The sequence below is a fragment of the Mesorhizobium sp. M0664 genome (genome assembly GCF_040320565.1).
GTDB lineage: Bacteria > Pseudomonadota > Alphaproteobacteria > Rhizobiales > Rhizobiaceae > Mesorhizobium.
On sequence record NZ_JAMYPW010000018.1, the window covers coordinates 66,255 to 89,602 of the forward strand.

The following is a 23,348-nucleotide window of genomic DNA, read 5'->3' on the forward strand; positions in this document are numbered from 1 at the left end:
GTGACCCTGAAGACCGTTCCGGTCAACCCGGCGGGCTCTAGCGAACCTGATCGAGCAGGCGCTTGCATTCCAGGAGGTCGAACAGCGCCTCCTGCAGCAACGCGCGATTGTCACGGGAAAGTTTTGACGTGTCCGGCGGAACCGGACCTTCCTCGTCGGTCTTGCCTATGCCGAAAAAACGACGGCTGGGTTTCACCCTCGGCTGGCCAACCAGCATTTCGTCGTCCGGGCCGCGCGGCTGCGCCGCTTGCGTCAGCGGTACCGTGTCGGCCTGTCGGCGCTGCGAGATCGCCTCGACCGCCGCCATGTCGCCACTGCCGACGGCGATCAGAAACTGGTTGCCGTTCTCGCGCAACAGCTTCTGCACGCCCTTGATCGTATAGCCCTGGTCGTAGAGCATATGACGAATACCCTTGATCAGTTCGACGTCCTGCGGACGGTAGTAGCGGCGACCGCCGCCGCGCTTCATCGGCTTGATCTGGTTGAAACGCGTCTCCCAGAAACGCAGCACGTGCTGCGGCAAATCCAGATCCTCCGCGACCTCGCTGATGGTGCGGAAAGCATCAGGGCTCTTGTCCATGGACGAATCCTCACGCTAGAGCATGATCGCGAAAGGCGGGAACCGGGTTCGGGCGACATCACGCTTAACAAAGAGAGCAGCTTTCCGTCCCGGCGGAACGGATCACACCCAAATACCGATCCGGCCTACCGAATCGCATCTTATTTCAGCGGTTTATGAAACAATATTCAAGCCCGGCGCAAAAGCAGGGTTCATTTTTCAACCGAAGCCTGGAGCATGATTCTTGGCAAAGGGGGATTGGACGGCTACTTGCTGCCCTTGGCTTTGCTGTTTTGATGGGAGCGCAGGATACGGTTCTTCAGTACGTTCGACGACTTGAAGGTCATCACCCGGCGCGGCAGGATCGGCACTTCCTCACCGGTCTTGGGATTGCGCCCGATGCGCTCGTTCTTGGAGCGGACGTGGAAGGTCGCGAAGGACGACAGCTTCACCGTCTCGCCGCGAACGATCGCCTCGCAGATCTCATTCAGCACCGCCTCGACAAGCTCGGCCGATTCAGTACGTGACAGCCCAACCTTGCGGTAAACGGCTTCGGCGAGGTCGGCGCGCGTAAGTGTCTTTCCCCCCATACGACCCGTCCCATCAGCTCAAAAACATAAATCGATACAAGCAACGGCAGAACCTAAGTAATTGATCCGTCAAGGTCAAGGACCCGAACCCGATAGTTCGGCACTTACCAGCGGAGCAGGACGGCACCCCAGGTGAAGCCGCCGCCCATCGCCTCGAGCAGTACCAGGTCACCCTTTTTGATGCGACCGTCGGCGACGGCTGCGGACAGTGCCAGCGGCACGGAAGCTGCCGAGGTATTACCGTGCAAATCGACGGTCACCACCACCTTCCGCTCCTCTATCCCGAGCTTTTTGGCCGAAGCGTCAATAATTCGTTTATTGGCTTGATGCGGCACGAACCAGTCGAGATCGGCGGCGCCGATGCCGGCCTGTGCGAACGTCGCCTCGATGACGTCGGTGATCATGCCGACCGCATGCTTGAACACTTCGCGGCCTTCCATCCTGAGGTGCCCGACCGTTCCGGTGGTCGACGGCCCACCGTCGACAAAAAGCTTGTCCTTGTGGATGCCGTCGGAGCGCAGGCTGGCCGCCAGAACGCCTCGGTCGGCGATGCCGCCTGCCCCCGTGCCTGCTTCCAGCACCATCGCGCCGGCGCCGTCGCCGAACAAAACGCAGGTCGAGCGGTCGTTCCAGTCGAGAATACGCGAAAATGTTTCCGAGCCGATCACCAGTACCCGTCTGGCCAAGCCGCCGCGGATATAGAGGTCGGCGGTCGTCACTGCATAGACGAAGCCGGAGCAGACCGCCTGCAGGTCGAAGGCAAAACCGTGGTGCATGCCGAGCCGGTTCTGGATCTCGACCGCGGTCGCGGGAAAGGTGTTGTTGGGCGTCGAGGTCGCCAGCACGATCAGGTCGATATCGTCAGCCGTCAGGCCGGCGCTGTCGAGGGCCGCGCGCGCTGCCGCCTCGCCCAGCGAGGCCGTCGTCTCGTCGTCGGCCGCAATGTGGCGCTGGCGAATGCCGGTGCGCTGGACGATCCACTCGTCCGACGTCTCGACCATGCCTTCGAAATCGGCATTCTTCATAATGCGGCGGGGCAGCGCGGCGCCCGTGCCGCGCACGACGGATCTGATCAATGCTCTTTCCTATTCCTTTGCGTCGATGACGACGTCGGATTTCCGGATTGTCTGGGCATTCGGATTGCGGGCATGGAACAGGTCGAGATCGGCTTCGATGCGGTCAAGCAGATTGTTGCGCACCATGTCGTAGCCAAGCTCGATCGCCGCCGCGAAGCCATCCGAATCAGCCCCGCCATGGCTCTTCACCACGATGCCGTTCAATCCGAGGAAGACGCCGCCATTGGAGCGGCCGACATCCATCTTCTCGCGCAGGCGATCGAAGGCGGTCTTGGCGAAGATATAGCCGATCCTGGCCATCAGCGTCCGGTTCATCGCCGCGCGCAGATAGCCGGCGATCTGCCTAACGGTGCCTTCCGCCGTCTTCAGCGCGATGTTGCCGGCAAATCCCTCGGTAACGACGACGTCGACACTGCCCTTGCCGATGTCGTCACCCTCGACAAAGCCATGGTAGTTCATCGAGGCCATGTTGGCCTCGCGCAACATACGACCCGCCTCCTTGACCTCTTCCTGGCCCTTGATCTCCTCGACGCCGACATTGAGCAGGCCGACGCTCGGCCGTTCGATGCCGAAAACAGAGCGCGCCATGCCGGTGCCCAGAATGGCAAAGTCAACCAGTTGATGCGCATCCGCGCCAATGGTGGCGCCGACGTCCAGCACCACGCTCTCGCCGCGCAATGTCGGCCAGAGCGCCGCGATTGCCGGGCGATCGATGGTCGCCATGGTGCGAAGGCAGAATCTGGACATTGCCATCAGCGCGCCGGTATTGCCGGCCGAGATACAGGCGTCGGCAGTGCCTGCCTTGACCGCCTCGACGGCCTTCCACATCGATGACTTCCAGCGGCCATGGCGCAGCGCCTGGCTCGGCTTGTCGTCCATCCGCACTGCGATCTCGCAGTGCACGAACTCACTCACTTCCGCCAGCTTGGGGAATTTGGCGAGTTCGGGCCGTACCACTTCTTCGCGCCCATAAATGACGAAGCGTATATCCGGACGGCGGGTGGCGACAGTCATGAGCGCCGGGATGACCACGCTTGGCCCGTGATCGCCGCCCATGGCATCGATGGAAATCCTGATCACGCGGTGTTCATCTCACGGTTGATTGGCCAGCGGGCTTGCCAAGGTGCGGGCTCGCGAAGGTTCGGCGAAAATAACGGTTTTGGGCTGCCGCACAACCAACTTTTCTCAAATTGGGTCAGCCATCAGGATTTTCCCAACAGTGATCTGAGCTTTTGCTGGAATTCATTCTCCACAGGCTCGGCATCGCCGGCGGCCTCCAGCGATACACCCGGCTTGCGCGGATATGGATCGATCGCCAAGCCAAAGAACTGCTCGGCAAGCGCCCCGACGTCGATCGCATCGCCGGAAAAGGTTTCCGGGCTGTCGGGGCCTTCGGCGTCGAGCAGGATCTCACCGCCGCCGTCGAAACCTTGCCGCCCGAGCTTGGATTGCTCCGGCAGGAACAGCGCTTCGACCGGCTCGTCGATATGCGCCTCGACCGGGTCGAGGGTGACGATGCAGGCCTGCGTTATATCGGCCTCGACATGGCCGCTGACTTTCACCCCGTTGCGTTTCCAGGGCTCGACCAGGAGTTCGGCGCGATAATTCTCGACCGAAAGCAGCTCGTGCTCGACGGCCAGCAGGGCGCGCTGCCCAGCGTCGGCATCGATCACCACCGGCAGCCCCTTTTGCGGCAGCCGGGCGACATTTGCCAGGAATGACACTGGGCTGTGGGTATCAGAGTGTTTCATCTTCGCCTCCACTTCGCCACCTTCATCGGCCTGCCGTCGCTCAAGCGTTGGCCACGGGAAATGACACCGTTCCGGAAACGATCGATTCGGTCGGCTGTTCCGCGAGTTGCCTTGATGCATCGGCGGCATAGAGTGCCAGTTGCGACGCTTGCGGCCAGGCGCCGGCATCCGGCCTGACATTGCGGGCAAGGGCGACGGCGAGTGCATCATGGTCATTTCTTTGCAGCGCATCATCATAGGCGGCGGTACGGCCATAGAACATTTTCGCCAGTTTCCGCATTCGCTTCGGCACGCCGACGTCGCCAATGCCCAATTCACGCAACGAATGTTCGACATCCATGAAGAACTCGTCGATCAGCACCTGCGCAACCTCTGCCGCAGCACCGCCCTCGCCGCGCAACCGGTGCTGAAACAGGAACATGTGCAACGACAGCATCTCGAAGCGGCCGAGCGGCGTGTCCGGTACGTTCCAGGCGGAATAAAACACCGTTTGCCGCGCCGCCGCCACGATTTGTGCGTAAAGCGCCTCGGTGATGGCGCGGTTGGCATGTCGTTCGCGGCCAAAGAGGCGCTGGAACATTTGAGGGTGGTCTCCCGGGACCGTTTGTTGAAGTGGCCTTGTTGCATCGGCAAGCAAGCTGGTTTACCGGTTTTGCGGCCCAGCGCAAGTTGCGGCCAGCTTATGGAGTTGTAGTTGCGCGCGCTGAAATTCAAGTCGACTTTCCTGCCCAGGCCCGGCGGTGCGGTTTCGCTGCTGGTGATCGCTGCGGCGCTTTCCGCCTGCAATTCGTCTAAGATGATCGGCGATCTCAATCCGAGCGAGACGCTGACGCAAGGCTACGTCATCGACCAGCAGGCGATCGACCTGGTGCCGGTCGGCTCAAGCCGCGAACAGGTGCTGCTGGCGCTCGGCACTCCCTCGACGAAGGCGACCTTCGATAACGAGGCCTTTTATTACATTTCTCAGACGCGCAAGCGCTATGTCGCCTTCGACAAGCCGCGGCTGGTCGACCAGCATGTGCTGGCGGTCTATTTTGGCGATGACGGGCGCGTCACCCAGATCGCCAATTACGGCTTGAAGGACGGCAAGGTGTTCGACTTCATCTCGCGCACCACGCCGACCGGCGGCAAGGACCAGAACTTCCTCAGCCAGATCATCAGTGGCGCCAGCAAGCTGGCGCCTGGTGTTCCCGGCGCCAGCGGCGGCAGCACGCTCGGCGGCTCCTGATCCACCCGAGGGTGTCGGCTTCCTTCCGTTCCTTTCGCTTCCCTGTAAGCGGCATATCTCAGGCAATGAAAAACCCGCGGGAGCGATCCCGCGGGTTTTTGTCTTAAGGCCATAGCGACCGAGCTTAGCCGTGCGCGAGAACGGCCAGCAACAGCAGCGCGACGATGTTGGTGATCTTGATCGCCGGGTTGACCGCTGGGCCGGCAGTATCCTTGTAGGGATCGCCGACCGTGTCGCCGGTCACCGAAGCCTTGTGCGCTTCGGAGCCCTTGAGGTGCTTGAGGCCGTCCTTGTCGACGAAACCATCTTCGAACGACTTCTTGGCGTTGTCCCAGGCGCCGCCGCCGGAGGTCATCGAGATGGCGACGAACAGGCCGTTGACGATGACGCCGAGCAGCGAGGCGCCAAGCGCGGCAAAGGCGGATGCCTTCGAACCGGAGATCAGGAGGACGCCGAAATAGACCACCAGCGGCGCCAGCACCGGCAGCAATGACGGAACGATCATCTCCCGGATCGCTGCCTTGGTCAGAAGGTCGACGGCGCGCGCATAGTTCGGCTTCGAGGTGCCGGCCATGATGCCCGGATCCTCCCGGAACTGCTTGCGCACCTCCTGGACGATAGCACCCGCGGCGCGGCCGACGGCGGTCATGGCGATGCCGCCGAACAGATACGGGATCAGGCCACCGAAGATCAGGCCGGCGACGACGTAAGGATTGGAGAGATCGAAGGAGACGTCGCCCATACCCTGGAAGTAGGGGTATTTGTCGCCATTGGCGGCAAAGAACTTCAGGTCGTTAGAGTAGGCCGCGAACAGCACCAGCGCGCCGAGGCCAGCCGAACCGATGGCGTAGCCCTTGGTTACCGCCTTGGTGGTGTTGCCGACAGCGTCGAGCGCGTCGGTTGACTGGCGCACTTCCTTGGGTAGGCCGGCCATTTCGGCAATGCCGCCGGCATTGTCGGTGACCGGGCCGAAGGCATCGAGCGCGACGATCATGCCGGCGAGGCCAAGCATCGTCGTCACCGCGATCGCCGTGCCGTAGAGGCCGGCGAGCTGGTATGTCGAGATGATGCCGCCGACGATGACGATCGCCGGCAACGCCGTCGCTTCCAGCGAGACCGCGAGGCCCTGGATGACATTGGTGCCGTGACCGGTGACCGAGGCCTGGGCGATGGAGTTCACCGGACGCTTGTTGGTGCCGGTATAATATTCGGTGATCACCACGATGAGTCCGGTCACCGCAAGGCCGACAAGGCCGCAGATGAACAGGTTCGTGCCGGTGATGGTCATGCCGGCGACGGTGCCGATCTCACCCCAGCCGATGCATGCCGAGGTGGCCACGGCAAGGCCGACAATTGACAGCAGGCCGGTGACGATCAGGCCCTTATAGAGCGCACCCATGATTGAGCCGCTGGAACCGAGCTTGACGAAGAAAGTGCCGACGATCGAGGTGAGAATGCAGGCGCCGCAGATGGCCAGCGGATAGAGCATGGCCGCGCCGAGAACGTCGGTGCCACCGAAGAAGATGGCGGCGAGGACCATGGTGGCGACCACGGTCACCGCATAGGTCTCGAACAGGTCGGCGGCCATGCCGGCGCAATCGCCGACATTGTCGCCGACGTTGTCGGCAATGGTGGCCGGATTGCGTGGATCGTCCTCGGGAATGCCGGCTTCAACCTTGCCGACAAGATCGCCGCCGACGTCGGCGCCTTTTGTGAAGATGCCGCCGCCGAGACGGGCGAAGATCGAGATCAGCGAGGCGCCGAAGCCGAGCGAAACAAGCGAGTCGATGACGACGCGATCGTTTGGCTGCAGACCCATGAACTGGGTCAGGATCAGGTAGTAGATCGAGACGCCGAGCAGGGCCAGGCCAGCAACCAGCATGCCAGTGATGGCGCCCGACTTGAAGGCGATCTCGAGACCGGCAGCGAGGCTGTTGGAAGCCGCCTGCGCGGTGCGCACATTGGCGCGCACCGAGACGTGCATGCCGATGAAGCCAGCGGCACCCGATAGAACGGCGCCGATCAGGAAGCCGATGGCCGCGGTGATCGAAAGCAGCCACCAGGCAAGCAGCAGGACCACGACGCCGACGATGGCGATGGTGGTGTACTGGCGCGCCAGATAAGCCTGAGCGCCTTCGCGGATGGCCGCGGAAATTTCCTGCATGCGTGCATTGCCCTGATCGGCCGCGAGGACCGAACGTGTCGCCCAGATGGCGTAAAGGACTGAAAGCAGACCGCAGGCGATGACAGCTGAAATTATGGTCATTGCCGAATTTTCCTCGATTGGTGGCCCAAAAGAACCCCTCCCCGGGCCGTTGAGACAGGGGACGAATTTTCCGCAACCGGAATCCGTCCCTTCGCAGCGGCTTATGCGAAACAGGGCTCGGAACGTCAAGATATTGTTCCGTTCCTGTCCGGCTTTCGCCCAAAAGATCCCGGGTTTCGCCCAAAAGGCTGGACGGCAGCGCCTGTCGACACTGCCATCCGGTTAGATCGGTTGAAATCGGCGAACAGTGGTCAGGCTTTACGCGGGTCGCCGTCCGGCTGGACGACGAAGACCAGCACCAGCAGCATGGTGATGTAGAATTTGAACGCCGCCTCCTGACCATTCCAAGTCGAAGACTGCCACATGGCGAACCACTCGCCGCCAACGACCATGAAGCCGAAATACCAAACGAAGAAGCCCATTGTGGCGGCAATGATGGCGAACTTCTTGGCATCGTTGAAAGCCTGTCCGCTGGCGTTGCGCGCCTGCCAGAGTTGCCAGGCGGCGATTAGGTAAAGCAGGCAGGTCAGCGCCTCGCCAATGATGATCAGCCAGTAGCCAGCCGTCCACAGCGACGGGTTGGTGATCGAGCGGTACATCAGTGCATTGCCGGGAAAGGTCGTGTCCATGCTCAGCACATGCTGGACAAAGGCGAAGTTTGAGCCGTAATCGGTGATGTTGCCGAAGGCGACGAGGAAGGCGAAAGCCGCCAGACACAAACACATGACGATCTTGGAGAAACGCGCGGTCATGGCAAGAACTCCTGCTGAAAGATCGGGGCATCGCACTCATCAATCGCCGAGTCCCGAAGATCGCGCAACGGGTGGGCCAGTGATCATCGTGCTCACAGCCGTTGCGAGACATTATGCCGGCAAGCAAGACATTGCCGAGACTGTCGAAGCCCTCGATCTCGACAGTGATTGCGCGGTGGGCGACTTGGTCTCTGTGGTTAGAGCCGACACACAGCACGATTTCGCCATCATCTGCCGCCGCTGGATCACCGGCGAGACGGGCACAACGCTGGAACTGACGCTCGATCATCCGACGCGGTCGACCGGCCACTGAAAAAAGAGCGAACTTCGCCCCGAGACGCTACTCGGGCTCGCGTCCCATGCGCCGGGCGGTATAGCGCTCGACCGCCGACAGCCCGTCATAGATCAGCACGGCAAGGGCGGCGACGATCAGGCCACCCTGCAGGATGAAGGCGAGGTTGTTCGACAGCAGGCCTGCGATGATCACCTCGCCCAGTGTCCTCGCCGCTACCGTCGAGCCGATGGTCGCGGTGGCGAGGCTGATCACCACCGACAGCCGGATACCACCGAGAATGATCGGCGCGCTGAGCGGCAGCTCGACCTTGACCAGTCTTTGCCAGCCGGTCATGCCGGCGCCACGCGCCGCCTCGACTACGTTGGCCGGCAGCGTCGTCAGGCCGGTCAGCGCATTCTCAAAGATCGGCAGCAGTCCGTAGAGAAACAGCGCAATCAGCGTCGGCTTTTCGCCGAAGCCGACGGCCGGCACGGCAAGCGCCAGCACCGCCACCGGCGGAAACGTTTGGCCGATATTGACCAGGCTGCGCGACAGCGGCAGGAATTCGGCGCCGGCTGGCCTGGTGACCAGAATGGCGAGCGCGACCGCAACGATCGTCGCGGCAACCGTCGCGATCAGCACGGTCCGCAGATGCAGCAGCGTCAACGTCAAAAGGCTGCCCTGATTGTAGATTACCGGCGCGTTGTTCTCTGTCAGCGGCTTCAGCAGCGGTTCGAACCAGCCGGGATTGGTGACGAAGGCAATAAGCACTACTACCAAGGCCAGCCTGAGCAGCGACGGAAGCCAGGCTTTCATGCCGGCCTCGCCGCACGCTTAACCAGTCCGTCCACAGTGACGCGGCCAAGCGATTTGCCGTCAGAATCTTTCACCGGAAGTGCCGGGCGGCCCGACCACAGGAGTTCGGCCAACGCGTCGCGTTGGCTGGCGTCACCGGGGATCGCCTCGCCTTCGGCCGTGCCTTTTTCCACCGCGTCGCGCACCCGGCCAAGCGACAACAGCCGGAACGGTCTTTCACTGGCGCCAACCAGGGTCTCGACAAACGCGCTGGCCGGTTTCGCCAGTATCTCGGCCGGCGCGGCATATTGCACTACTTTGCCGCCATCCATCACCGCGATCTTGTCGCCCATGTGAACGGCCTCTTCCATGTCATGGGTGACGAGGATGATGGTGGTGCCGAAGCGTTTCTGGATCGCCAGCAGATCCTCCTGCGCCTTGTTGCGGATGATCGGGTCGAGCGCGCCGAACGGCTCATCCATCAACAGCACGTTGGGTTCCGCGGCAAGCGCCCGGGCGACGCCGACGCGCTGCTGCTGGCCGCCGGAAAGCTCATGCGGATAGCGTGGCCCGTAGGCTTGCGGGTCGAGCTGGTATAGCGTCATCAGCTCGTCGACGCGGGCCTTGATGCGGTTGGCGCCCCAGCCGAGCAATACCGGCACAGTGGCGATGTTCTGCGCCACCGTGCGATGCGGAAACAGGCCGTGGCCCTGGATGGCATAGCCGATGCTGCGACGCAGCTCATAATCCGGGACCGAGCGGTTGTCGACGCCGTCGAGCTTGATCATGCCCGATGTCGGCTCGACCAGCCGGTTTATCATGCGAAGCAGCGTCGTCTTGCCGGAGCCGGAGGTGCCGACGATGACGGCGATGCTGCGCGGCTCGATTACTATCGACACGTCGTCGACGACTGTCGTCTCGCCGTAGCGCTTGGTGATGCCTTCGATCTCGATCATGCCGTTTCAACCCTGCGCTTGCTGGCGCTCATTTCGATCACTGCATCGAGGATGATGGCAGCGGCGAAGGCCAGCACCACCGTCGGAACAGCACCGAGCAGCACCAGGTCCATCGCCGTCTGGCCGACCCCCTGGAATACGAACACGCCAAAGCCGCCGCCGCCGATCAACGCGGCAATTGTGGCGAGGCCGATATTCTGCACCAGCACGATGCGGATGCCGGTGAGGATCACCGGGAAAGCCAGCGGAAACTCGACGCCGAACAGCCGCTGGCGGTCGGTCATGCCCATGCCGCGCGCTGCGTCGTTGGCGGCACGCGTCACACCGGCAAGGCCGACCACGGTGTTGGCCACTACCGGCAGCAGTGAATAGAGGAACAGGGCGACGAAAGCCGGCGCTGTGCCGATGCCGCGGATGCCGAGCGCGGCAGCACCCGGCACATGCGAAGCTACCCAGCCGAGCGGTGCGATTAAGAGGCCGAACAGCGCGATCGAAGGAATGGTCTGGATGATGTTCAGCACGTTGAGCACGCCGGCCCGCAATTTCTCGACGCGATGGCAGAGGATGCCGAGCGGCAGGCCGATAATCACCGCTGCCGCCAGCGAACCCAGCGCCAGCGTCACATGCTTGGAGCCTTCCGCCCAAAAACTATCGGAGCGATTGAAATATTCCTTGAGGATCGACAGGCTGTTCCAGCTTCCCGAGACGAGCAGCAGCCCGATCGCCGCGGCGGCGACAACAAGCACGCCGATCCGTGCCTGCGGCGACAGGTTCAGCCGCGTAAGCACGTCGGCGAGCAGAAGCGTGAAGGCGAAGATAAGCAGCCAAAAGCCCGAAGCCGGCGAGATACGGGCGAAGGTGTTGCCGGCAGGTGTCAGGAAACTGCCGGCGATGCCGATCAGCAGCGCCAGCGCCGCAAGCGCAACCACACTGGCGGCGAGGCGCAGAACAAGCGGCGTTTTCAGCAGCGCAATGAGCGCTGCTGCGACGACAATCGCCATCAACAGCGGACCGACGGTCGCAGGCAAAGATTCGAGGATCGAGCGCGCCTCGCCGGGTACGATGCGATTGGCGCGGAACGTGGCGAATGGTGCCGCAAAAGCCGCATAGGCTGATATCGCCGCGATGACCACGCCGAGCTTGTCGAACCGGATGCGCACGCCCTCCCCCATCGGCCGATCCGGCGCACCTCGAAAGCGGAGCGCCGGAATCGCCTTACTTCAGGAAGCCGTTCTTTTTCAAAAAGTCCTCGGCGACGCCCTTGACCGGCTCGCCGCCGACCTGCACGCGGCCGTTCAACTCCTGCAACGTGACGAGATCGAGCTTGGCGAACACCGGCTTCAGCAGCGTCTCGATTTCGGGATGCTCCTTCAGCACCGCCTCGCGGATGATCGGCGCCGGCTGGTAGACCGGCTGCACACCCTTGTCGTCCCCAAGCACGACGAGGCCGGAGGGCGCGATGCCGCCGTCGGTGCCGTAGACCATGGCGGCGTTGGCGCCGTTGGTCTGGTTGGCCGCAGCGGCAATGGTGGCCGCCGTGTCGCCGCCCGACAGCGTGATCAACTGGTCCGGCTTCAGCGTGAAGCCATAGGTCTTCTGGAAAGCGGGCAGCGCGGCCGCCGAATTGACGAACTCGGCGGAGGCCGCCAGCACCACCTTGCCGCCGCCCGAGACATATTTGCCGAAGTCGGAAAGGGTGACGAGCTTATTGGTATCGGCGACCTCCTTGCGCAGGGCGATCGCCCAGGTGTTGTTGGCCGGTGACGGTGACAGCCAGACGATCTTGTTGGCGTCGTAGTCGAGCTTCTTGGCAGTCTCGTAGGCCTTGGCGGCGTCTTTCCACACCGGATCGTCGGCCTTCTCGAAGAAGAAGGCGGCGTTGCCGGTGTATTCCGGATAGATGTCTATCTCGCCGGCTGTAATCGCCTTGCGTACCACGGGCGTGCCGCCGAGTTGGATGCGGTCGGTGGTCTGGATATTATTGGCGTTCAGCACCAGCTGGATGATATTGCCGAGCACACCGCCCTCGGTGTCGATCTTCGACGACACCACCACCTGGGCACTCGCCGAGGCCAACGCAATTCCGAGCGCTAGTACAGCGCCGGCCAGAATCTTGATTGAAAACATCTCACAAATCCCTTGCTGTGAACCGGAATACGGCTGCCGCATATGAGCATGGCTTCGATGCCCCGTCGGGGTACACGGTTTCATAAGAGGGGGGATGGGCGCAATAATTTTGTTCGGATGTGAGTGAATCCGCTGCCGCGACGTCCCGACAGGGTGACGTCAGTTGGCCGCGCGCAGGCCCGTCATCTTCAACACGCCCAGTGCCACGAAGCACAGCGCGACGACCGGGAAAATCATCCAGTTCAGCATCTCCCAGCCCCAGGCATTGTAGACCGCCCCCGACATCAGTGAGGCGAAGGCGACGGAGCCGAACAGGACGAAATCGTGGAACCCCTGGACCTTGCCTTTTTCGGATGACTGGTAGCTGTCGGCCACCATGGCGGTGGCACCGATGAAGCTGAAGTTCCAGCCAAGGCCGAGCAGGATCAGCGCCGTCCAGAACTGCCACAGTGCCAACCCTGACAGCGCCACTATGGCGCAGCCAATCAGCAGCACCAGGCCGATGGCCACGATCCGCTCAGCGCCGAAGCGATAGATCAGCGACCCCGTGAAGAAGCTCGGCGCGAACATCGCCATGACGTGCCAGGAAATGCCGAGCGTGGCGTCGTCGGTCGAAAGGCCGCAGCCGACCATGGCCAGCGGCGCGCCGGTCATCACGAAGCTCATCAGTGCGTAGCTGCCGATGGCGCAAAACAACGCCGCGACGAAGCGTGGCCTGGTGACAATTTCCGAGAGCGGCCGGGCGTCGCTGTCGGAAATTTCCACCTTGTCGGTTGCCTTGGCCGGGATGCGCAACAAAGAGAGAATGGCGGCGCCGACCGCCGCCAGCACCAGGATGGACGCAAACGAGCCGGCAAACTTCACCGGCGAGAACAGATCGCCGGTGAAGATGACGATCTGCGGTCCAAGGATGGCGGTGACGATGCCGCCGGCCAGCACGAAGGAGATGGCGCGCGCCTTGAATTCAGGCGGCGCATTGTCGGCGGCGGCAAAGCGGAACTGCTGGACGAAAGCGCCCCCGATGCCGATCACGGCCAAGCCGAAAGCGAATAGCCAGAAGCTGGGATGAAACAGCGCCAGCGTGGCGACCAGCCCGCCAAGCGCCGTGACCGCTGTGCCGGTCATGAAGCCGTCGCGCTGGCCGAGCCGGCGGATGATCGCCGCGGCCGGCAGGGAACCGAGCGCCACGCCGACATTGAAACCGGTGATCGGCGCGGTTGCCAGCGACTTGTCAGCATCGAGCAGGTACTGCCCGGCCAATCCGCCCATGGAAATGGCGATGGGTGCGGCCGAGCCGATGATCGCCTGCGAGGCTGCGAGGATGAAGGCGGTGCGACGCGCTTCCTTGCCCGCCCCAACGGCGACGATAGCAGTCATGAGGCGTCCTTGCCGCGGCCCTCGCCACGCACCCGGCGCGACACGCGATCAAGCACCGCATTGACCAGTTTCGGCTCGTCTTCCTCGTAAAATGCCTTGGCGATGTCGACATATTCGGAGACGATGACCGCCACCGGCACGTCCTCGCGCTGCATCAACTCGTAGACGCCGGCGCGCAATATGGCGCGCAACGTGGAATCGAGCCTCGACAGAGGCCAGTCCTCGGTCAGCGCCTGTCGAATGACTGGATCGATGGTCTTCTGGTGCTCGACAACGCCGGCAAGAATGGCACGAAACCATTGCGCATCGGCTTCGCGATAGAGCGCGCCGTCGACTTCCTTGCCGAGCCTGAACGCCTCGTATTCGGCGGTGATCTCAAACACACCGCTGCCGGCGACGTCCATCTGGTAGAGCGCCTGCACGGCGGCCAGACGGGCAGCACCGCGCTTGTTGGCATGGCGAACCGCAGGCTGGCCGGGCGAAGCGGGTTCGCTCACGTTCGCTCTCCCAACTGTTCCTTTAGAGCGATCATGGTCAGCGCCGCACGCGCCGCAAAGCCGCCCTTGTCGCCTTCCGAACGCCTGGCCCGTGTCCAGGCCTGTTCGTCGTTTTCGGTGGTCAGGATGCCGTTGCCGATGCAGACCGCATCCTGCACGGACAGGTCCATCAGGGCACGGCTGGATTCATTGGCGACGATATCGAAATGATAGGTGTCGCCGCGGACCACCGTGCCGAGGGCGACGAAGCCGTCATAGTTCGTCCCGCCTTCGGAGGCACCGTCGAGCGCGAAGGAAATCACCGCCGGGATTTCGAGCGAGCCCGGAACAGTGACGACGTCGTATGTCGCGCCCGCTTCCTCGAGGGCCTTTGTCGCGCCTTCGAGCAACGCGTCGGCAAGGTCGTCGTGAAAGCGCGCCTCGATGACAAGAAGGTGGGCCTTCTTCTTCGGACGGATGAACGCTTTGCCGTGTTGGGATGTGCCTGCCATAGATGTCTCCGGGGATCGCCGGTGACTTAGGCCGAAGCCGGTTTGATCGCAAGCGGAAGATTGCCGAAGGAACTTTCAAGGCCAACTCGGCGGCGGTCGCATCAGGGAATGGGCTTTATGGACGAGCGCCTCAAAGCCCCTCCTTCGCCGCCTCCACCAGTCGCGCCGCGTAGCGGGCCATGGTGTCGATCTCAAGGTTGACGCGATCGCCGACCTGGCGTTCGCCCCAGGTGGTGACGGTCAGCGAATGGTGGATCAACAGCACGTCGAATCGGGTGCCCTCGACCTTGTTGACGGTGAGCGAAGTGCCGTCGAGCGCGACGGAACCCTTGGGGGCGATGAATTTGGCAAGCTCGCGCGATGCTTCCAGGGTGAAGCGAACGGCGTCGCCCTCTTCCTTACGCGCCACGATCTCGGCCATGCCGTCGACGTGGCCGGACACTATATGGCCGCCAAGCTCGTCGCCGATCTTCAGAGCCCGCTCCAGGTTGATGCGCGTGCCTGATTTCCAGCCCATCGCGGTCGTCAGCCTGAGGGCCTCTTCCCAGGCCTCGACCTCGAACCAACGTGCGTTGGCGCCATCTTCCGGCAATCCCGTTACCGTCAGGCAGACGCCGCCGCAGGAAATCGAGGCGCCGATGGCAATGGTCTGCGGATCGTAAGCGGTGTCGATACGCAAACCGACGCCTTCCCTGAGCGGCTTCACGGCAGCGACAGTGCCGACATCGGTGACGATTCCAGTGAACATTAGTTTGGCCCCGTGAACATCAGTTCGGTCCTAGATGTCTCTTATCCATTCCGCATATGTATCTTCGCCGAAACGCATGTTGCGCAATTTGCGAAATCCCGGCGGGATATTGTTGGCATCGATCGGCGATACAATGCCGCCCTCGCCGATCGCGCCCGGCCCCTGAAACAGCACGATACGATCGACCAGTTGTTCGTCGAGGAACGCCTTGGCCACCCTCGCGCCGCCCTCGACCAGGACGCTTGCCATGCCGAGCGCCGCCAGGTCCTCGAGCAGTTCCGGCAGCGCAATATCGCCTTCATAGGTCTCAGTACCGATGAAGCGAACGCCGGCGCGTTCGAGCGCGGCGCGCCGGTGCGGATCGGCCTCGGCGCAGGCAGCGACATAGAGCGGCACACGGTCGACGCCGGCGACCAGTTTCGAAGTCTCGGGTAGCCTGATCTGACGGTCGAGTACGATGCGCGCCGGCGAACGGCTCTCCAGTCCCGGAAGCCGAACCGTCAGCGCCGGATCGTCCTCCAATGCGGTGCCGATGCCGATCAATATGCCATCGGCTTCGGCGCGCATCAGATAGACTTCGCGCCGCGCAATATCGCCGGTGATGGAGACCTGTCCCTCGCCTTTCACGCCGATCTTGTTGTCGCTCGAAAGCGCAAGTTTCAGGATCACTTCCGGGCGTTTTTTCAGAGATCGAATTAAATAGCCGGCCATCTGCTCCGCGGCCTCGGCCGCCAACACTTTTTCCACCACTTCGACGCCGGCGGCACGCAAGATTGCATAGCCCTTGCCGGAAACACGCGGGTCCGGATCGCTGGCAGCGCCGACCACACGCGCCACGCCGGCACTGACCAGCGCATTGGCGCAAGGCGGCGTGCGGCCGTGATGGGCGCAGGGCTCCAGCGTTACATAGGCGGTGGCGCCGCGCGCCAGTTCGCCGGCCTCTGCCAAAGCCTCGGTCTCGGCATGCGGCCGGCCGCCGACGGCGGTGACGCCGCTGCCGACGATCCTCGGCCCGTCGCCGTCATCGCGCACGATCAGCGTGCCGACGGAAGGGTTGGTCGAGGTCCGCCCGGCATTCTTGCGCGACAGCCTGAGGGCTGCCGCCATATAGCGGCGATCGACGACCTCTTGCTCAGCCGTGCTGCGTTCGGACCCTGCCATGCTCAGCTGGCGTCCTCTTCGCTCTTCAGCTCTTCGCCCCTGGGCTCGTCGGTTTTGAGCTCGTCGCCTTTGAGTTCGCCCAACACGTCGTGGAAATCCTTGGCCTCGCGGAAATTGCGGTAGACGGAGGCAAAGCGCACATAGGCGACATCATCGAGCGACTTAAGCGCCTCCATGACCAGCCGGCCGACTTCCCCCGAGGCCACCTCGGTCTCGCCCGAGCTTTCGAGCTGGCGCACGATGCCGGTCACCGCGCGGTCGATGCGCTCCGGGTCGACGTTGCGCTTGCGTACCGCAATCTCGACCGAGCGCAGCAGCTTGTCGCGGTCGAACGGCACCTTGCGTCCCGACTTCTTCACCACGACGAGGTCGCGCAGTTGTACCCGCTCGAAAGTGGTGAAGCGGCCGCCGCAATCCGGGCAGACGCGCCGCCTGCGGATCGCTGCACCGTCTTCGGCAGGGCGCGAATCCTTCACCTGCGTATCTTCGGACTGGCAATAAGGGCAGCGCATGGAGAGCCTTCGGTTCGCGATTCTCGTGGAGCGAAAGGCTTAGAGGTTTTTGCCGCCGTGGCAAAGTATGGCCGATGACCGATCGCGCTTCAGAGATAGCGAGGCGCGAGGAAAATTGCGAGAGCGGCAATCAGTTGACAGCGGTCCGCCAATCAGGGCGCGACGTCGCCGGTCGGGAAGCCGCAAGACGTGCCGAGATAGCGATAGGCCTTGGTGAAGCCGTCCATCGATATGGTCGCGACCGGCTTGTCGGCGAAGCTGACATCGAGGGCGCTGGTGCGGCGCATGGCGCGCAGTACCGCGAGCGTGGTCTCGGACTTGTTGTCTATCATCCACTGTCCGTCGGCGATAAGACGAAAACCGGCCTTGATCTTGTCGTTGACGTCCCGGAACACCACCGGGATGTTATCGCCCTTGGGCAAGTCACTGTTTCTCACGGCGATGATGAGGCTCGGATAACCATCGGGTGGCAATACGTCGCCATTCGAGATGGCCAGCGTGAGGGTGCCACTGGTGCCGTTAGCGTCGAAAAAGACCGTCGAGGCGGCGCAGGTCTTGCGCACATCCTCGCCGGTGTTGACCTCGTCCACCGTGGTGGACCAACTGCCGAAGGTCTCTGTCTTGGGTGCTGCCGGGGTCGGCTCGGTCTGCGCAAAGGCCGCGCCGAGTAGCGGCGAGGTGGCTAAGGTGAGCAAGGCAGCGCCAACACTGGCGAAACGGAAAATTCGCATCATCATCAAGCGTCTCCGAGATGCAGCCGTGCCCAGTTGATCGGCGCCGTCACAGTTGGGGGAACGACGCCCTGCGTCAACCAAGATACGGGTAAAGCGGAAAACGATCCGTCAATGTCGCCACCTTGGCCTTCACGGTTGCCTCGACGGCCGCATTGCCTTCGTCGGAATTGGCGACCTTCAGTCCATCCAGCACTTCGGCGATCAGCTTGCCGATCTCGCGGAACTCGGCCTGACCGAAGCCGCGCGTGGTGCCGGCCGGCGTGCCGAGCCGAACGCCCGATGTCACGAAAGGCTTTTCCGGATCGAAGGGGATGCCGTTCTTGTTGCAGGTGATGTTGGCGCGGCCAAGGGCAGCCTCGGCGCGCTTGCCGGTGGCGTTCTTGGGACGCAGGTCGACCAACATCAGATGGTTGTCGGTGCCGCCGGAGACGATGTCGAGACCGGTTTCCTGCAGACTGGAGGCCAGCGCCTTGGCATTGGCGACGACGCTCTCCGCATAGATCTTGAAGCTCGGCTTCAGCGCCTCGCCCAGAGCCACCGCCTTGGCGGCGATGACATGCATCAGCGGTCCGCCCTGCAGGCCGGGGAAGACGGCCGAATTCATCTTCTTGGCAATATCCTCATCATTGCAAAGGATCATGCCGCCGCGCGGCCCGCGCAGCGATTTGTGCGTCGTGGTGGTGACCACATGGGCATGCGGCAGCGGCGACGGATGCATGCCGCCGGCGACCAGGCCGGCGATGTGGGCCATGTCGACCATCAGATAGGCACCGATCGAATCGGCGATCTCGCGAAAACGCTTCCAGTCCCAGACACGTGAATAGGCTGTGCCGCCGGCCAGGATCAATTTCGGCCTGGTCTCATGGGCGGTCTTCTCGATCGCATCCATGTCGAGCAGATGATCGTCCCGGCGCACGCCATAGGAGACGACCTTGAACCATTTGCCGCTCATATTGACCGGCGAGCCATGTGTCAGGTGTCCGCCGGAATTGAGGTCGAGGCCCATGAAGGTGTCGCCGGGCTGCAGCAACGCTAGGAACACCGCCTGGTTCATCTGGCTGCCGGAATTCGGCTGGACGTTGGCGAAGTTGCAGCCGAACAGCTTTTTCGCGCGTTCGATGGCCAGTTCCTCGGCGACATCGACGAATTGGCAGCCGCCGTAGTAGCGCTTGCCCGGATAGCCCTCGGCATATTTGTTGGTCATGATCGACCCCTGTGCCTCGAGCACGGCACGCGAGACGATATTTTCCGAGGCAATCAGCTCGATCTCGTGGCGCTGGCGGCCGAGTTCGTTGCGGATTGCGCCGAAAATCTCGGGGTCGGCATCGGCAAGCGTGGTTTCGAAAAAGGATTCGAATTTGTTCGACACTGCCGCTGCTGTTGCCATGGGCTGAAATCCTCAAGGTTCGGGGTCTGTCGCGCCATTAACACAGTTGCTTTCGGCCCGCCACGTTTGCAGCGCGAAATTTGCTAGCCGGATTGCGCCAGAGAGACTGGCAGCCTCTATTTCCTTGCCTGCCGGCCCTTCAGCAGGGCCTCGGTGAGCGTGATCTCGGTGAACAGCGCCTGCATCGTATGGTCGTTAATCTGGCCGCTGCGAAACATTGCGCGAACCGCTGCGCGTTCGGCCTCAATGCCCGCCAGCCTCAATTCGAGCTCCAGCCGTCCGGCCTCGCGGGCCTCGGCGCGCGCCTCGTCGGCCTCGTCGGAGGCAGCGATGCGGCGACGGTAGCCGGCGACGATGCTGTCGGCGGCGGCAAGCCGGGCGCCGGGTGTTTCCCCTTCATCGCTGTCGGTCGCGCCGGCCATGCTCTCGATGCGGGCGATGGCGGCCTTGGCCGCGCCCACGCGCGCAAAACGCTCCTCGGCAGCGCCAGGATCCTCGCCCGGCTCGACCAGCCCGCGTGCCACCTTGGGCAAGGCAAGGCTGGCAATGAGCAATGAGCAGATGATGACGCCTGCGGCGAGGAAGATCACCACGTCGCGCGCCGGAAAGGGCGAACCATTCGGCGTGGTGAGCGGCAGCGACAGGATGCCGGCCAGCGTGATGGCGCCGCGCACGCCGGCAACAGAGCCGGCGATCCGGACCCGCAGCCCGAACGGCTCGGCCTTCTGCTCGCGTAATCGCGCCGAGACGCGCGTCGCGATGTCGCCGACCCAGATCCACAGGAAGCGCAGCCCGATCAGGCATAGTGTCAGCGCGACCACCGTGGCGATTGGCTGGATGACCGGATAGCGGCTGCCGAGCTCAGGCGGCACGTTGCCGATGATTTCGGGAAGCTGCAACCCGAGCAGGATGAACAGCGCGCCGTTGAAGACGAAGGATAGCGTCGTCCACAGCGATACGGTCTGTATGCGCGCCGAGACGCCGAGAAAGCGGAAAATCCCGGAGCCGCCGGTGAGCACTCCGGCCGTGACCGCCGCCAGAATGCCCGAGGCGCCGACATTCTCGGCGCCGAGATAGGCGATGAACGGCAGCAGGACCATGACCAGCACCTGCGCCTCGGCCGGCACGCCGCCGATACGGTTCAGCAATTGCAGCACCTTGGCGGCGACGAACAAGGCAGCCACGCCGGCCAGGATGCCGGCAGCGACGGCATAGAGGAAAGTCACGGACGCCGCGACGAAGGAGAAGCTGCCGGTCAAGGCAGCTGCCACCGCAAAGCGGAACATCGCGAGGCCCGACGCATCGTTGAGCAGCGCCTCGCCCTCCAGGATGTGCATCAGCCGGGCCGGGACCAGGCTCTTGTCGACGATCGAGGAGACGGCCACCGCATCCGTTGGGGACAGCACCGCAGCAAGTGCGAAAGCGACGACGAGCGGGATGCTCGGGACAAGCCAGTGCAAAGCGTAGCCGAAGCCGACAATGGTGAAGAAGACCAGCCCGATGGCGAGGTCGAGGATCGGCCCGCGCAGCGCGATCAGTTCGCGCTTGGGCGCACCATAGGCGTCGCTGAACAACAGCGGTGGGATGAACACCAGCAGAAACAGCTCGGGATCGATCTCGACATGCATTCCGCGCACCGGCCAAGCCAGTGCCGCGCCGATGGCGATCTGCAGCACAGGTAGCGGAACCCGCACCGGCCGGACCAGCGCGCCCGAAACGGCGACGAAGATGAGCACGACCAGAATGAACATTGCGACATGCATGATGCGATTTCCGAATACGGCACCGCGCGTTCTTTTGCCGGCGATCAGTCCAGCAAAGCTTGCCGCGAAAGACTCGGCAACGAAAAAGGCCGCCCTTCCGGCGGCCTTTTGCAAATGAGCTCAACTGCTTAGAGCGCGGATGTGATCTGCAGCTCGTTGGCTCCGTCGAGGCCGTAAATGTCGTCACGGAACTGGACCACGCCCGGCCCTGTCGACCAGGCCGAGACGTAGAGAAAATAAACCGGCACCGGATTGGTGACCTGCACCGGCGTGTTCTCCCCGGTCTTGATCGCCGCCTCGAAATGCTGGCGATCCCAGCCCGGCGTGTCGCGCAGAATCCAGGTGACGAGGTCGCGCACGTTCTGAACCCGCACGCAGCCAGAGGAATCGAAGCGCATCAGCTTGCCGAACAGGCTCTGCTGCGGCGTGTCGTGCATGTAGACGCCGTCCGGGCTGGGGAAATTGATCTTGACCGAGGCCATCGCGTTGCCGGAACCGGGATCCTGGCGGAAGCGGTATTTGGCGGCATCGTCGGTCGACCAGTCGACCGTCATTGGGTCGACCTCGCTGCCGTCCGGCGCAAACAGGCGGATATGGCTGTCCTTGAGATAGTTGGGGTCCTTCCGCATCAGCGGAATGATATCCTTGCGCACGATCGAGACCGGCGCGTTCCAGTACGGATTGACGATGATTTCGTTGATCTTGGAATTGACGATCGGCGTCTGGCGATCGATCTTGCCGACGATTGCGGTGTGGCGCAGCACAACGCGGTCGTTCTCGACAGCCTCGATCTGCGCCGCCGGGATGTCGACCAGAACATAGCGGTTGCCAAGCGTGCCGGCCCGCTCACGCAGCCGTTGCAGATTGGTCTGGAGCTGACCAAGCCGAACCGGCGCCGACACGTTCATTGCCGCGAAAGTATATTTGCCCGTGGTTCCGTCGGCCGGCAAGCCGTGCCGCAACTGGAAGCGCTTAAGCGCCGAGTCGACGTAAGAATCGAACGCTTCCGAGAGCCCGGCGCTCTGCGCCAGATCGCCCGATATCATCAAGCGCCTGCGCAGCGGCACCACATCGGGATCCTCGACGCCAAGCTGCAGCTTCTTGGTGTCTGGAACCTGTTCCCAGCCGCCTTGCGCGACGATATTCTGATACTGCATGATCGCCTGCTCGGTGAAGGACACCGTCTGCAGGCTGAAGATCGGCAGCGTCGAGGCAACCTTGCCGCCTTCGCTGGCACGCGCATCGAATTGGTCGTCCCAATTGCCGCGCGCCGAGGATTTCAGGATATCCCCGATCACATCCTGTGCACTGGCGCGGCCGGCGACCATTGCGGCTGCGAGCGCGGAGGCTCCTGAAAGGAAGAAACGGCGGCTGGTTCTCATGGACGTTCCAGACATTCTTGCTACAATTCAACCCACCGGGCGGTCTCGCCCGCACTCTAGAGTTGGCTTCTTAACAATTAGCCAACCATGGCCCGCATCACTTCGGTGTAAAACCACATGGGAAGTGACTTGAGCACAGGACAAATGCACGGCTTTGGCCCCAGCATCACCCGCATCTTCGGTTCCATTGAAATATGGCGGCAACGTGGCTGTTGCTCGAATTTGGATCGGCCGGCCTGACGAAACGGCAAGACCGGTGCTTTTCGGCACCGGCCTTTGGTCCACTCCGCGGCAGCACTTCCGTAGTCCAGCTTCAAATCTAGATGCGGCGGATGCGATTACATTCGGTAGGCGATGGTATCGTTCCAGAACCGATCCAGGCGCTGCAGGGCGCGGTTCATCTGCTTGAACTCCTCCGTGTTGATGCCGCCAACCTGCTCGATCGAACCGACATGGCGCTCGTAGAGGCCGGCGACGACTTCCGCCACCTCATTGCCCTTCGGCGTCAGCGAAACCCGCACCGAACGGCGGTCGATGCGCGAGCGCTGGTGGTTGATGAAGCCGAGATCGACCAGCTTCTTCAGATTGTAGGAGACGTTCGAGCCGAGATAGTAGCCACGCGAGCGCAGTTCGCCGGCGGTCAGCTCCGAATTGCCGATGTTGAACAGGAGCAGCGCCTGGATGGCGTTGATGTCGGAGCGACCGTTGCGGTCGAATTCGTCCTTGATCACATCAAGCAGACGGCGATGCAGCCGCTCGACCAGCTGCAGCGATTCCATGTACAGCGAACGGATCGCCTCGCGGCGGTCATCGGATACGTTGGCGGTCTTCGCCGCCGGACGCGAATTGATCATTGTCTTTGCCTCTCGTTTGTCGCCCGGTGATTTTTTGTTCTTCACCTTGATCGCGACACTATCGAATA

The 23,348-nt window shown here is 62.8% G+C and carries 26 protein-coding genes; 3 read left to right on the forward strand and 23 right to left on the reverse strand.

Annotation, left to right across the window (positions count from 1 at the left end; genetic code table 11):
* Nucleotides 1-37: 37 nt before the first annotated feature.
* The 6 genes from NKI39_RS17900 to NKI39_RS17925 form a co-directional block, all read right to left on the reverse strand.
* Entirely contained in the window at nt 38-580 is a 543-nt protein-coding gene (locus tag NKI39_RS17900; protein ID WP_023674511.1) for a MerR family transcriptional regulator, read from the reverse strand.
* Between the two features lie 245 nt (nt 581-825).
* Nucleotides 826-1,149, reverse strand: coding sequence for an integration host factor subunit alpha (locus NKI39_RS17905; RefSeq protein ID WP_023717292.1), 324 nt, complete (start codon nt 1,147-1,149; stop codon nt 826-828).
* Nucleotides 1,150-1,253: 104 nt separating this feature from the next.
* Nucleotides 1,254-2,225: a beta-ketoacyl-ACP synthase III gene (locus NKI39_RS17910; RefSeq protein ID WP_023674509.1), complete on the reverse strand. Its 972-nt coding sequence runs from the start codon at nt 2,223-2,225 to the stop codon at nt 1,254-1,256.
* A gap of 9 nt (nt 2,226-2,234) precedes the next feature.
* A complete protein-coding gene (gene plsX, locus NKI39_RS17915) occupies nt 2,235-3,305 on the reverse strand; it encodes a phosphate acyltransferase PlsX (protein ID WP_352472001.1) in 1,071 nt (356 codons plus the stop codon).
* 122 nt (nt 3,306-3,427) lie between these two features.
* Entirely contained in the window at nt 3,428-3,976 is a 549-nt protein-coding gene (locus NKI39_RS17920) for a YceD family protein (protein ID WP_352833331.1), read from the reverse strand.
* 40 nt (nt 3,977-4,016) lie between these two features.
* A complete protein-coding gene (locus NKI39_RS17925) occupies nt 4,017-4,556 on the reverse strand; it encodes a ubiquinol-cytochrome C chaperone family protein (RefSeq protein ID WP_352501523.1) in 540 nt (179 codons plus the stop codon).
* Nucleotides 4,557-4,670: 114 nt separating this feature from the next.
* On the opposite strand from NKI39_RS17925, the gene NKI39_RS17930 reads away from it, so the two are divergent.
* A complete protein-coding gene (locus NKI39_RS17930) occupies nt 4,671-5,204 on the forward strand; it encodes an outer membrane protein assembly factor BamE (protein ID WP_352449315.1) in 534 nt (177 codons plus the stop codon).
* 124 nt (nt 5,205-5,328) lie between these two features.
* Here the strand turns inward: NKI39_RS17930 and NKI39_RS17935 are convergent, their stop codons facing one another.
* Nucleotides 5,329-7,470, reverse strand: coding sequence for a sodium-translocating pyrophosphatase (locus NKI39_RS17935; protein ID WP_352449314.1), 2,142 nt, complete (start codon nt 7,468-7,470; stop codon nt 5,329-5,331).
* Between the two features lie 251 nt (nt 7,471-7,721).
* On the reverse strand, nt 7,722-8,222 hold the full coding sequence (locus tag NKI39_RS17940; RefSeq protein WP_352449313.1) for a DUF2165 family protein: 501 nt from the start codon (nt 8,220-8,222) through the stop codon (nt 7,722-7,724).
* 79 nt (nt 8,223-8,301) lie between these two features.
* Here NKI39_RS17940 and NKI39_RS17945 point away from each other — a divergent pair, with 79 nt between their 5' ends.
* Complete coding sequence (locus NKI39_RS17945) at nt 8,302-8,535, forward strand: hypothetical protein (protein ID WP_352746349.1); 234 nt, start codon at nt 8,302-8,304, stop codon at nt 8,533-8,535.
* A gap of 27 nt (nt 8,536-8,562) precedes the next feature.
* Here NKI39_RS17945 and NKI39_RS17950 read toward each other — a convergent pair whose 3' ends face one another.
* The 13 genes from NKI39_RS17950 to NKI39_RS18010 form a co-directional block, all read right to left on the reverse strand.
* The gene (locus NKI39_RS17950; RefSeq protein WP_352746346.1) at nt 8,563-9,312 is read right to left on the reverse strand and encodes an ABC transporter permease; all 750 of its coding nucleotides are present in this window, start codon (nt 9,310-9,312) and stop codon (nt 8,563-8,565) included.
* Entirely contained in the window at nt 9,309-10,247 is a 939-nt protein-coding gene (locus NKI39_RS17955) for an ABC transporter ATP-binding protein (protein ID WP_352833336.1), read from the reverse strand. The genes NKI39_RS17950 and NKI39_RS17955 overlap by 4 nt, the downstream gene beginning before the upstream one ends.
* The gene (locus NKI39_RS17960; RefSeq protein WP_352833339.1) at nt 10,244-11,419 is read right to left on the reverse strand and encodes an ABC transporter permease; all 1,176 of its coding nucleotides are present in this window, start codon (nt 11,417-11,419) and stop codon (nt 10,244-10,246) included. Before NKI39_RS17960 ends, NKI39_RS17955 begins: the two co-directional genes overlap by 4 nt.
* A gap of 43 nt (nt 11,420-11,462) precedes the next feature.
* On the reverse strand, nt 11,463-12,374 hold the full coding sequence (osmF, locus tag NKI39_RS17965; RefSeq protein ID WP_352449308.1) for a glycine betaine ABC transporter substrate-binding protein OsmF: 912 nt from the start codon (nt 12,372-12,374) through the stop codon (nt 11,463-11,465).
* 159 nt (nt 12,375-12,533) lie between these two features.
* A complete protein-coding gene (locus tag NKI39_RS17970; RefSeq protein ID WP_352449307.1) occupies nt 12,534-13,751 on the reverse strand; it encodes an MFS transporter in 1,218 nt (405 codons plus the stop codon).
* Complete coding sequence (gene nusB / locus NKI39_RS17975; protein WP_352449306.1) at nt 13,748-14,248, reverse strand: transcription antitermination factor NusB; 501 nt, start codon at nt 14,246-14,248, stop codon at nt 13,748-13,750. The genes NKI39_RS17970 and nusB overlap by 4 nt, the downstream gene beginning before the upstream one ends.
* Nucleotides 14,245-14,739 (reverse strand): 6,7-dimethyl-8-ribityllumazine synthase, encoded by a 495-nt coding sequence (gene ribH / locus NKI39_RS17980; RefSeq protein ID WP_352449305.1) that lies wholly within the window; start codon nt 14,737-14,739, stop codon nt 14,245-14,247. Before ribH ends, nusB begins: the two co-directional genes overlap by 4 nt.
* A gap of 130 nt (nt 14,740-14,869) precedes the next feature.
* Entirely contained in the window at nt 14,870-15,487 is a 618-nt protein-coding gene (locus NKI39_RS17985; protein WP_352746335.1) for a riboflavin synthase, read from the reverse strand.
* A 30-nt stretch (nt 15,488-15,517) separates the two neighbouring features.
* Complete coding sequence (gene ribD / locus NKI39_RS17990) at nt 15,518-16,648, reverse strand: bifunctional diaminohydroxyphosphoribosylaminopyrimidine deaminase/5-amino-6-(5-phosphoribosylamino)uracil reductase RibD (protein WP_352449303.1); 1,131 nt, start codon at nt 16,646-16,648, stop codon at nt 15,518-15,520.
* 2 nt (nt 16,649-16,650) lie between these two features.
* On the reverse strand, nt 16,651-17,160 hold the full coding sequence (nrdR, locus tag NKI39_RS17995; RefSeq protein WP_023674492.1) for a transcriptional regulator NrdR: 510 nt from the start codon (nt 17,158-17,160) through the stop codon (nt 16,651-16,653).
* A gap of 152 nt (nt 17,161-17,312) precedes the next feature.
* Nucleotides 17,313-17,891 carry an invasion associated locus B family protein gene (locus NKI39_RS18000; RefSeq protein ID WP_502898579.1) on the reverse strand — a complete coding sequence of 193 codons (579 nt, stop codon included), beginning with the start codon at nt 17,889-17,891 and terminating at the stop codon, nt 17,313-17,315.
* 76 nt (nt 17,892-17,967) lie between these two features.
* Complete coding sequence (glyA, locus tag NKI39_RS18005; protein ID WP_352681642.1) at nt 17,968-19,281, reverse strand: serine hydroxymethyltransferase; 1,314 nt, start codon at nt 19,279-19,281, stop codon at nt 17,968-17,970.
* Between the two features lie 116 nt (nt 19,282-19,397).
* The gene (locus NKI39_RS18010) at nt 19,398-21,044 is read right to left on the reverse strand and encodes a Na+/H+ antiporter (protein WP_352449300.1); all 1,647 of its coding nucleotides are present in this window, start codon (nt 21,042-21,044) and stop codon (nt 19,398-19,400) included.
* Here NKI39_RS18010 and NKI39_RS18015 point away from each other — a divergent pair.
* Nucleotides 21,039-21,176 (forward strand): hypothetical protein, encoded by a 138-nt coding sequence (locus NKI39_RS18015; protein ID WP_352449299.1) that lies wholly within the window; start codon nt 21,039-21,041, stop codon nt 21,174-21,176. The two genes, NKI39_RS18010 and NKI39_RS18015, sit on opposite strands and share 6 nt — an antisense overlap.
* On the opposite strand, the gene NKI39_RS18020 is transcribed toward NKI39_RS18015, so the two are convergent.
* Nucleotides 21,173-22,426: a L,D-transpeptidase family protein gene (locus NKI39_RS18020; RefSeq protein WP_023674488.1), complete on the reverse strand. Its 1,254-nt coding sequence runs from the start codon at nt 22,424-22,426 to the stop codon at nt 21,173-21,175. The two genes, NKI39_RS18015 and NKI39_RS18020, sit on opposite strands and share 4 nt — an antisense overlap.
* A 338-nt stretch (nt 22,427-22,764) precedes the next feature.
* The gene (ldtR, locus tag NKI39_RS18025; RefSeq protein ID WP_023674486.1) at nt 22,765-23,280 is read right to left on the reverse strand and encodes a transcriptional regulator LdtR; all 516 of its coding nucleotides are present in this window, start codon (nt 23,278-23,280) and stop codon (nt 22,765-22,767) included.
* Nucleotides 23,281-23,348 lie beyond the last annotated feature (68 nt).

Coding starts and splice junctions, on each gene's coding strand:
- ribD (WP_352449303.1), bottom strand. CDS start 16,648: ATGGCAGGGTCCGAACGCAGCACGGCTGAGCAAGAGGTCGTCGATCGC.
- NKI39_RS17950 (WP_352746346.1), bottom strand. CDS start 9,312: ATGAAAGCCTGGCTTCCGTCGCTGCTCAGGCTGGCCTTGGTAGTAGTG.
- NKI39_RS17960 (WP_352833339.1), bottom strand. CDS start 11,419: ATGGGGGAGGGCGTGCGCATCCGGTTCGACAAGCTCGGCGTGGTCATC.
- NKI39_RS17970 (WP_352449307.1), bottom strand. CDS start 13,751: ATGACTGCTATCGTCGCCGTTGGGGCGGGCAAGGAAGCGCGTCGCACC.
- NKI39_RS17940 (WP_352449313.1), bottom strand. CDS start 8,222: ATGACCGCGCGTTTCTCCAAGATCGTCATGTGTTTGTGTCTGGCGGCT.
- ldtR (WP_023674486.1), bottom strand. CDS start 23,280: ATGATCAATTCGCGTCCGGCGGCGAAGACCGCCAACGTATCCGATGAC.
- NKI39_RS17985 (WP_352746335.1), bottom strand. CDS start 15,487: ATGTTCACTGGAATCGTCACCGATGTCGGCACTGTCGCTGCCGTGAAG.
- NKI39_RS18015 (WP_352449299.1), top strand. CDS start 21,039: ATGCATGATGCGATTTCCGAATACGGCACCGCGCGTTCTTTTGCCGGC.
- nrdR (WP_023674492.1), bottom strand. CDS start 17,160: ATGCGCTGCCCTTATTGCCAGTCCGAAGATACGCAGGTGAAGGATTCG.
- NKI39_RS18010 (WP_352449300.1), bottom strand. CDS start 21,044: ATGCATGTCGCAATGTTCATTCTGGTCGTGCTCATCTTCGTCGCCGTT.
- NKI39_RS17925 (WP_352501523.1), bottom strand. CDS start 4,556: ATGTTCCAGCGCCTCTTTGGCCGCGAACGACATGCCAACCGCGCCATC.
- NKI39_RS17935 (WP_352449314.1), bottom strand. CDS start 7,470: ATGACCATAATTTCAGCTGTCATCGCCTGCGGTCTGCTTTCAGTCCTT.
- glyA (WP_352681642.1), bottom strand. CDS start 19,281: ATGGCAACAGCAGCGGCAGTGTCGAACAAATTCGAATCCTTTTTCGAA.
- NKI39_RS17905 (WP_023717292.1), bottom strand. CDS start 1,149: ATGGGGGGAAAGACACTTACGCGCGCCGACCTCGCCGAAGCCGTTTAC.
- osmF (WP_352449308.1), bottom strand. CDS start 12,374: ATGTTTTCAATCAAGATTCTGGCCGGCGCTGTACTAGCGCTCGGAATT.
- NKI39_RS17955 (WP_352833336.1), bottom strand. CDS start 10,247: ATGATCGAGATCGAAGGCATCACCAAGCGCTACGGCGAGACGACAGTC.
- NKI39_RS18020 (WP_023674488.1), bottom strand. CDS start 22,426: ATGAGAACCAGCCGCCGTTTCTTCCTTTCAGGAGCCTCCGCGCTCGCA.
- NKI39_RS17900 (WP_023674511.1), bottom strand. CDS start 580: ATGGACAAGAGCCCTGATGCTTTCCGCACCATCAGCGAGGTCGCGGAG.
- NKI39_RS17920 (WP_352833331.1), bottom strand. CDS start 3,976: ATGAAACACTCTGATACCCACAGCCCAGTGTCATTCCTGGCAAATGTC.
- NKI39_RS18000 (WP_502898579.1), bottom strand. CDS start 17,891: ATGCGAATTTTCCGTTTCGCCAGTGTTGGCGCTGCCTTGCTCACCTTA.
- ribH (WP_352449305.1), bottom strand. CDS start 14,739: ATGGCAGGCACATCCCAACACGGCAAAGCGTTCATCCGTCCGAAGAAG.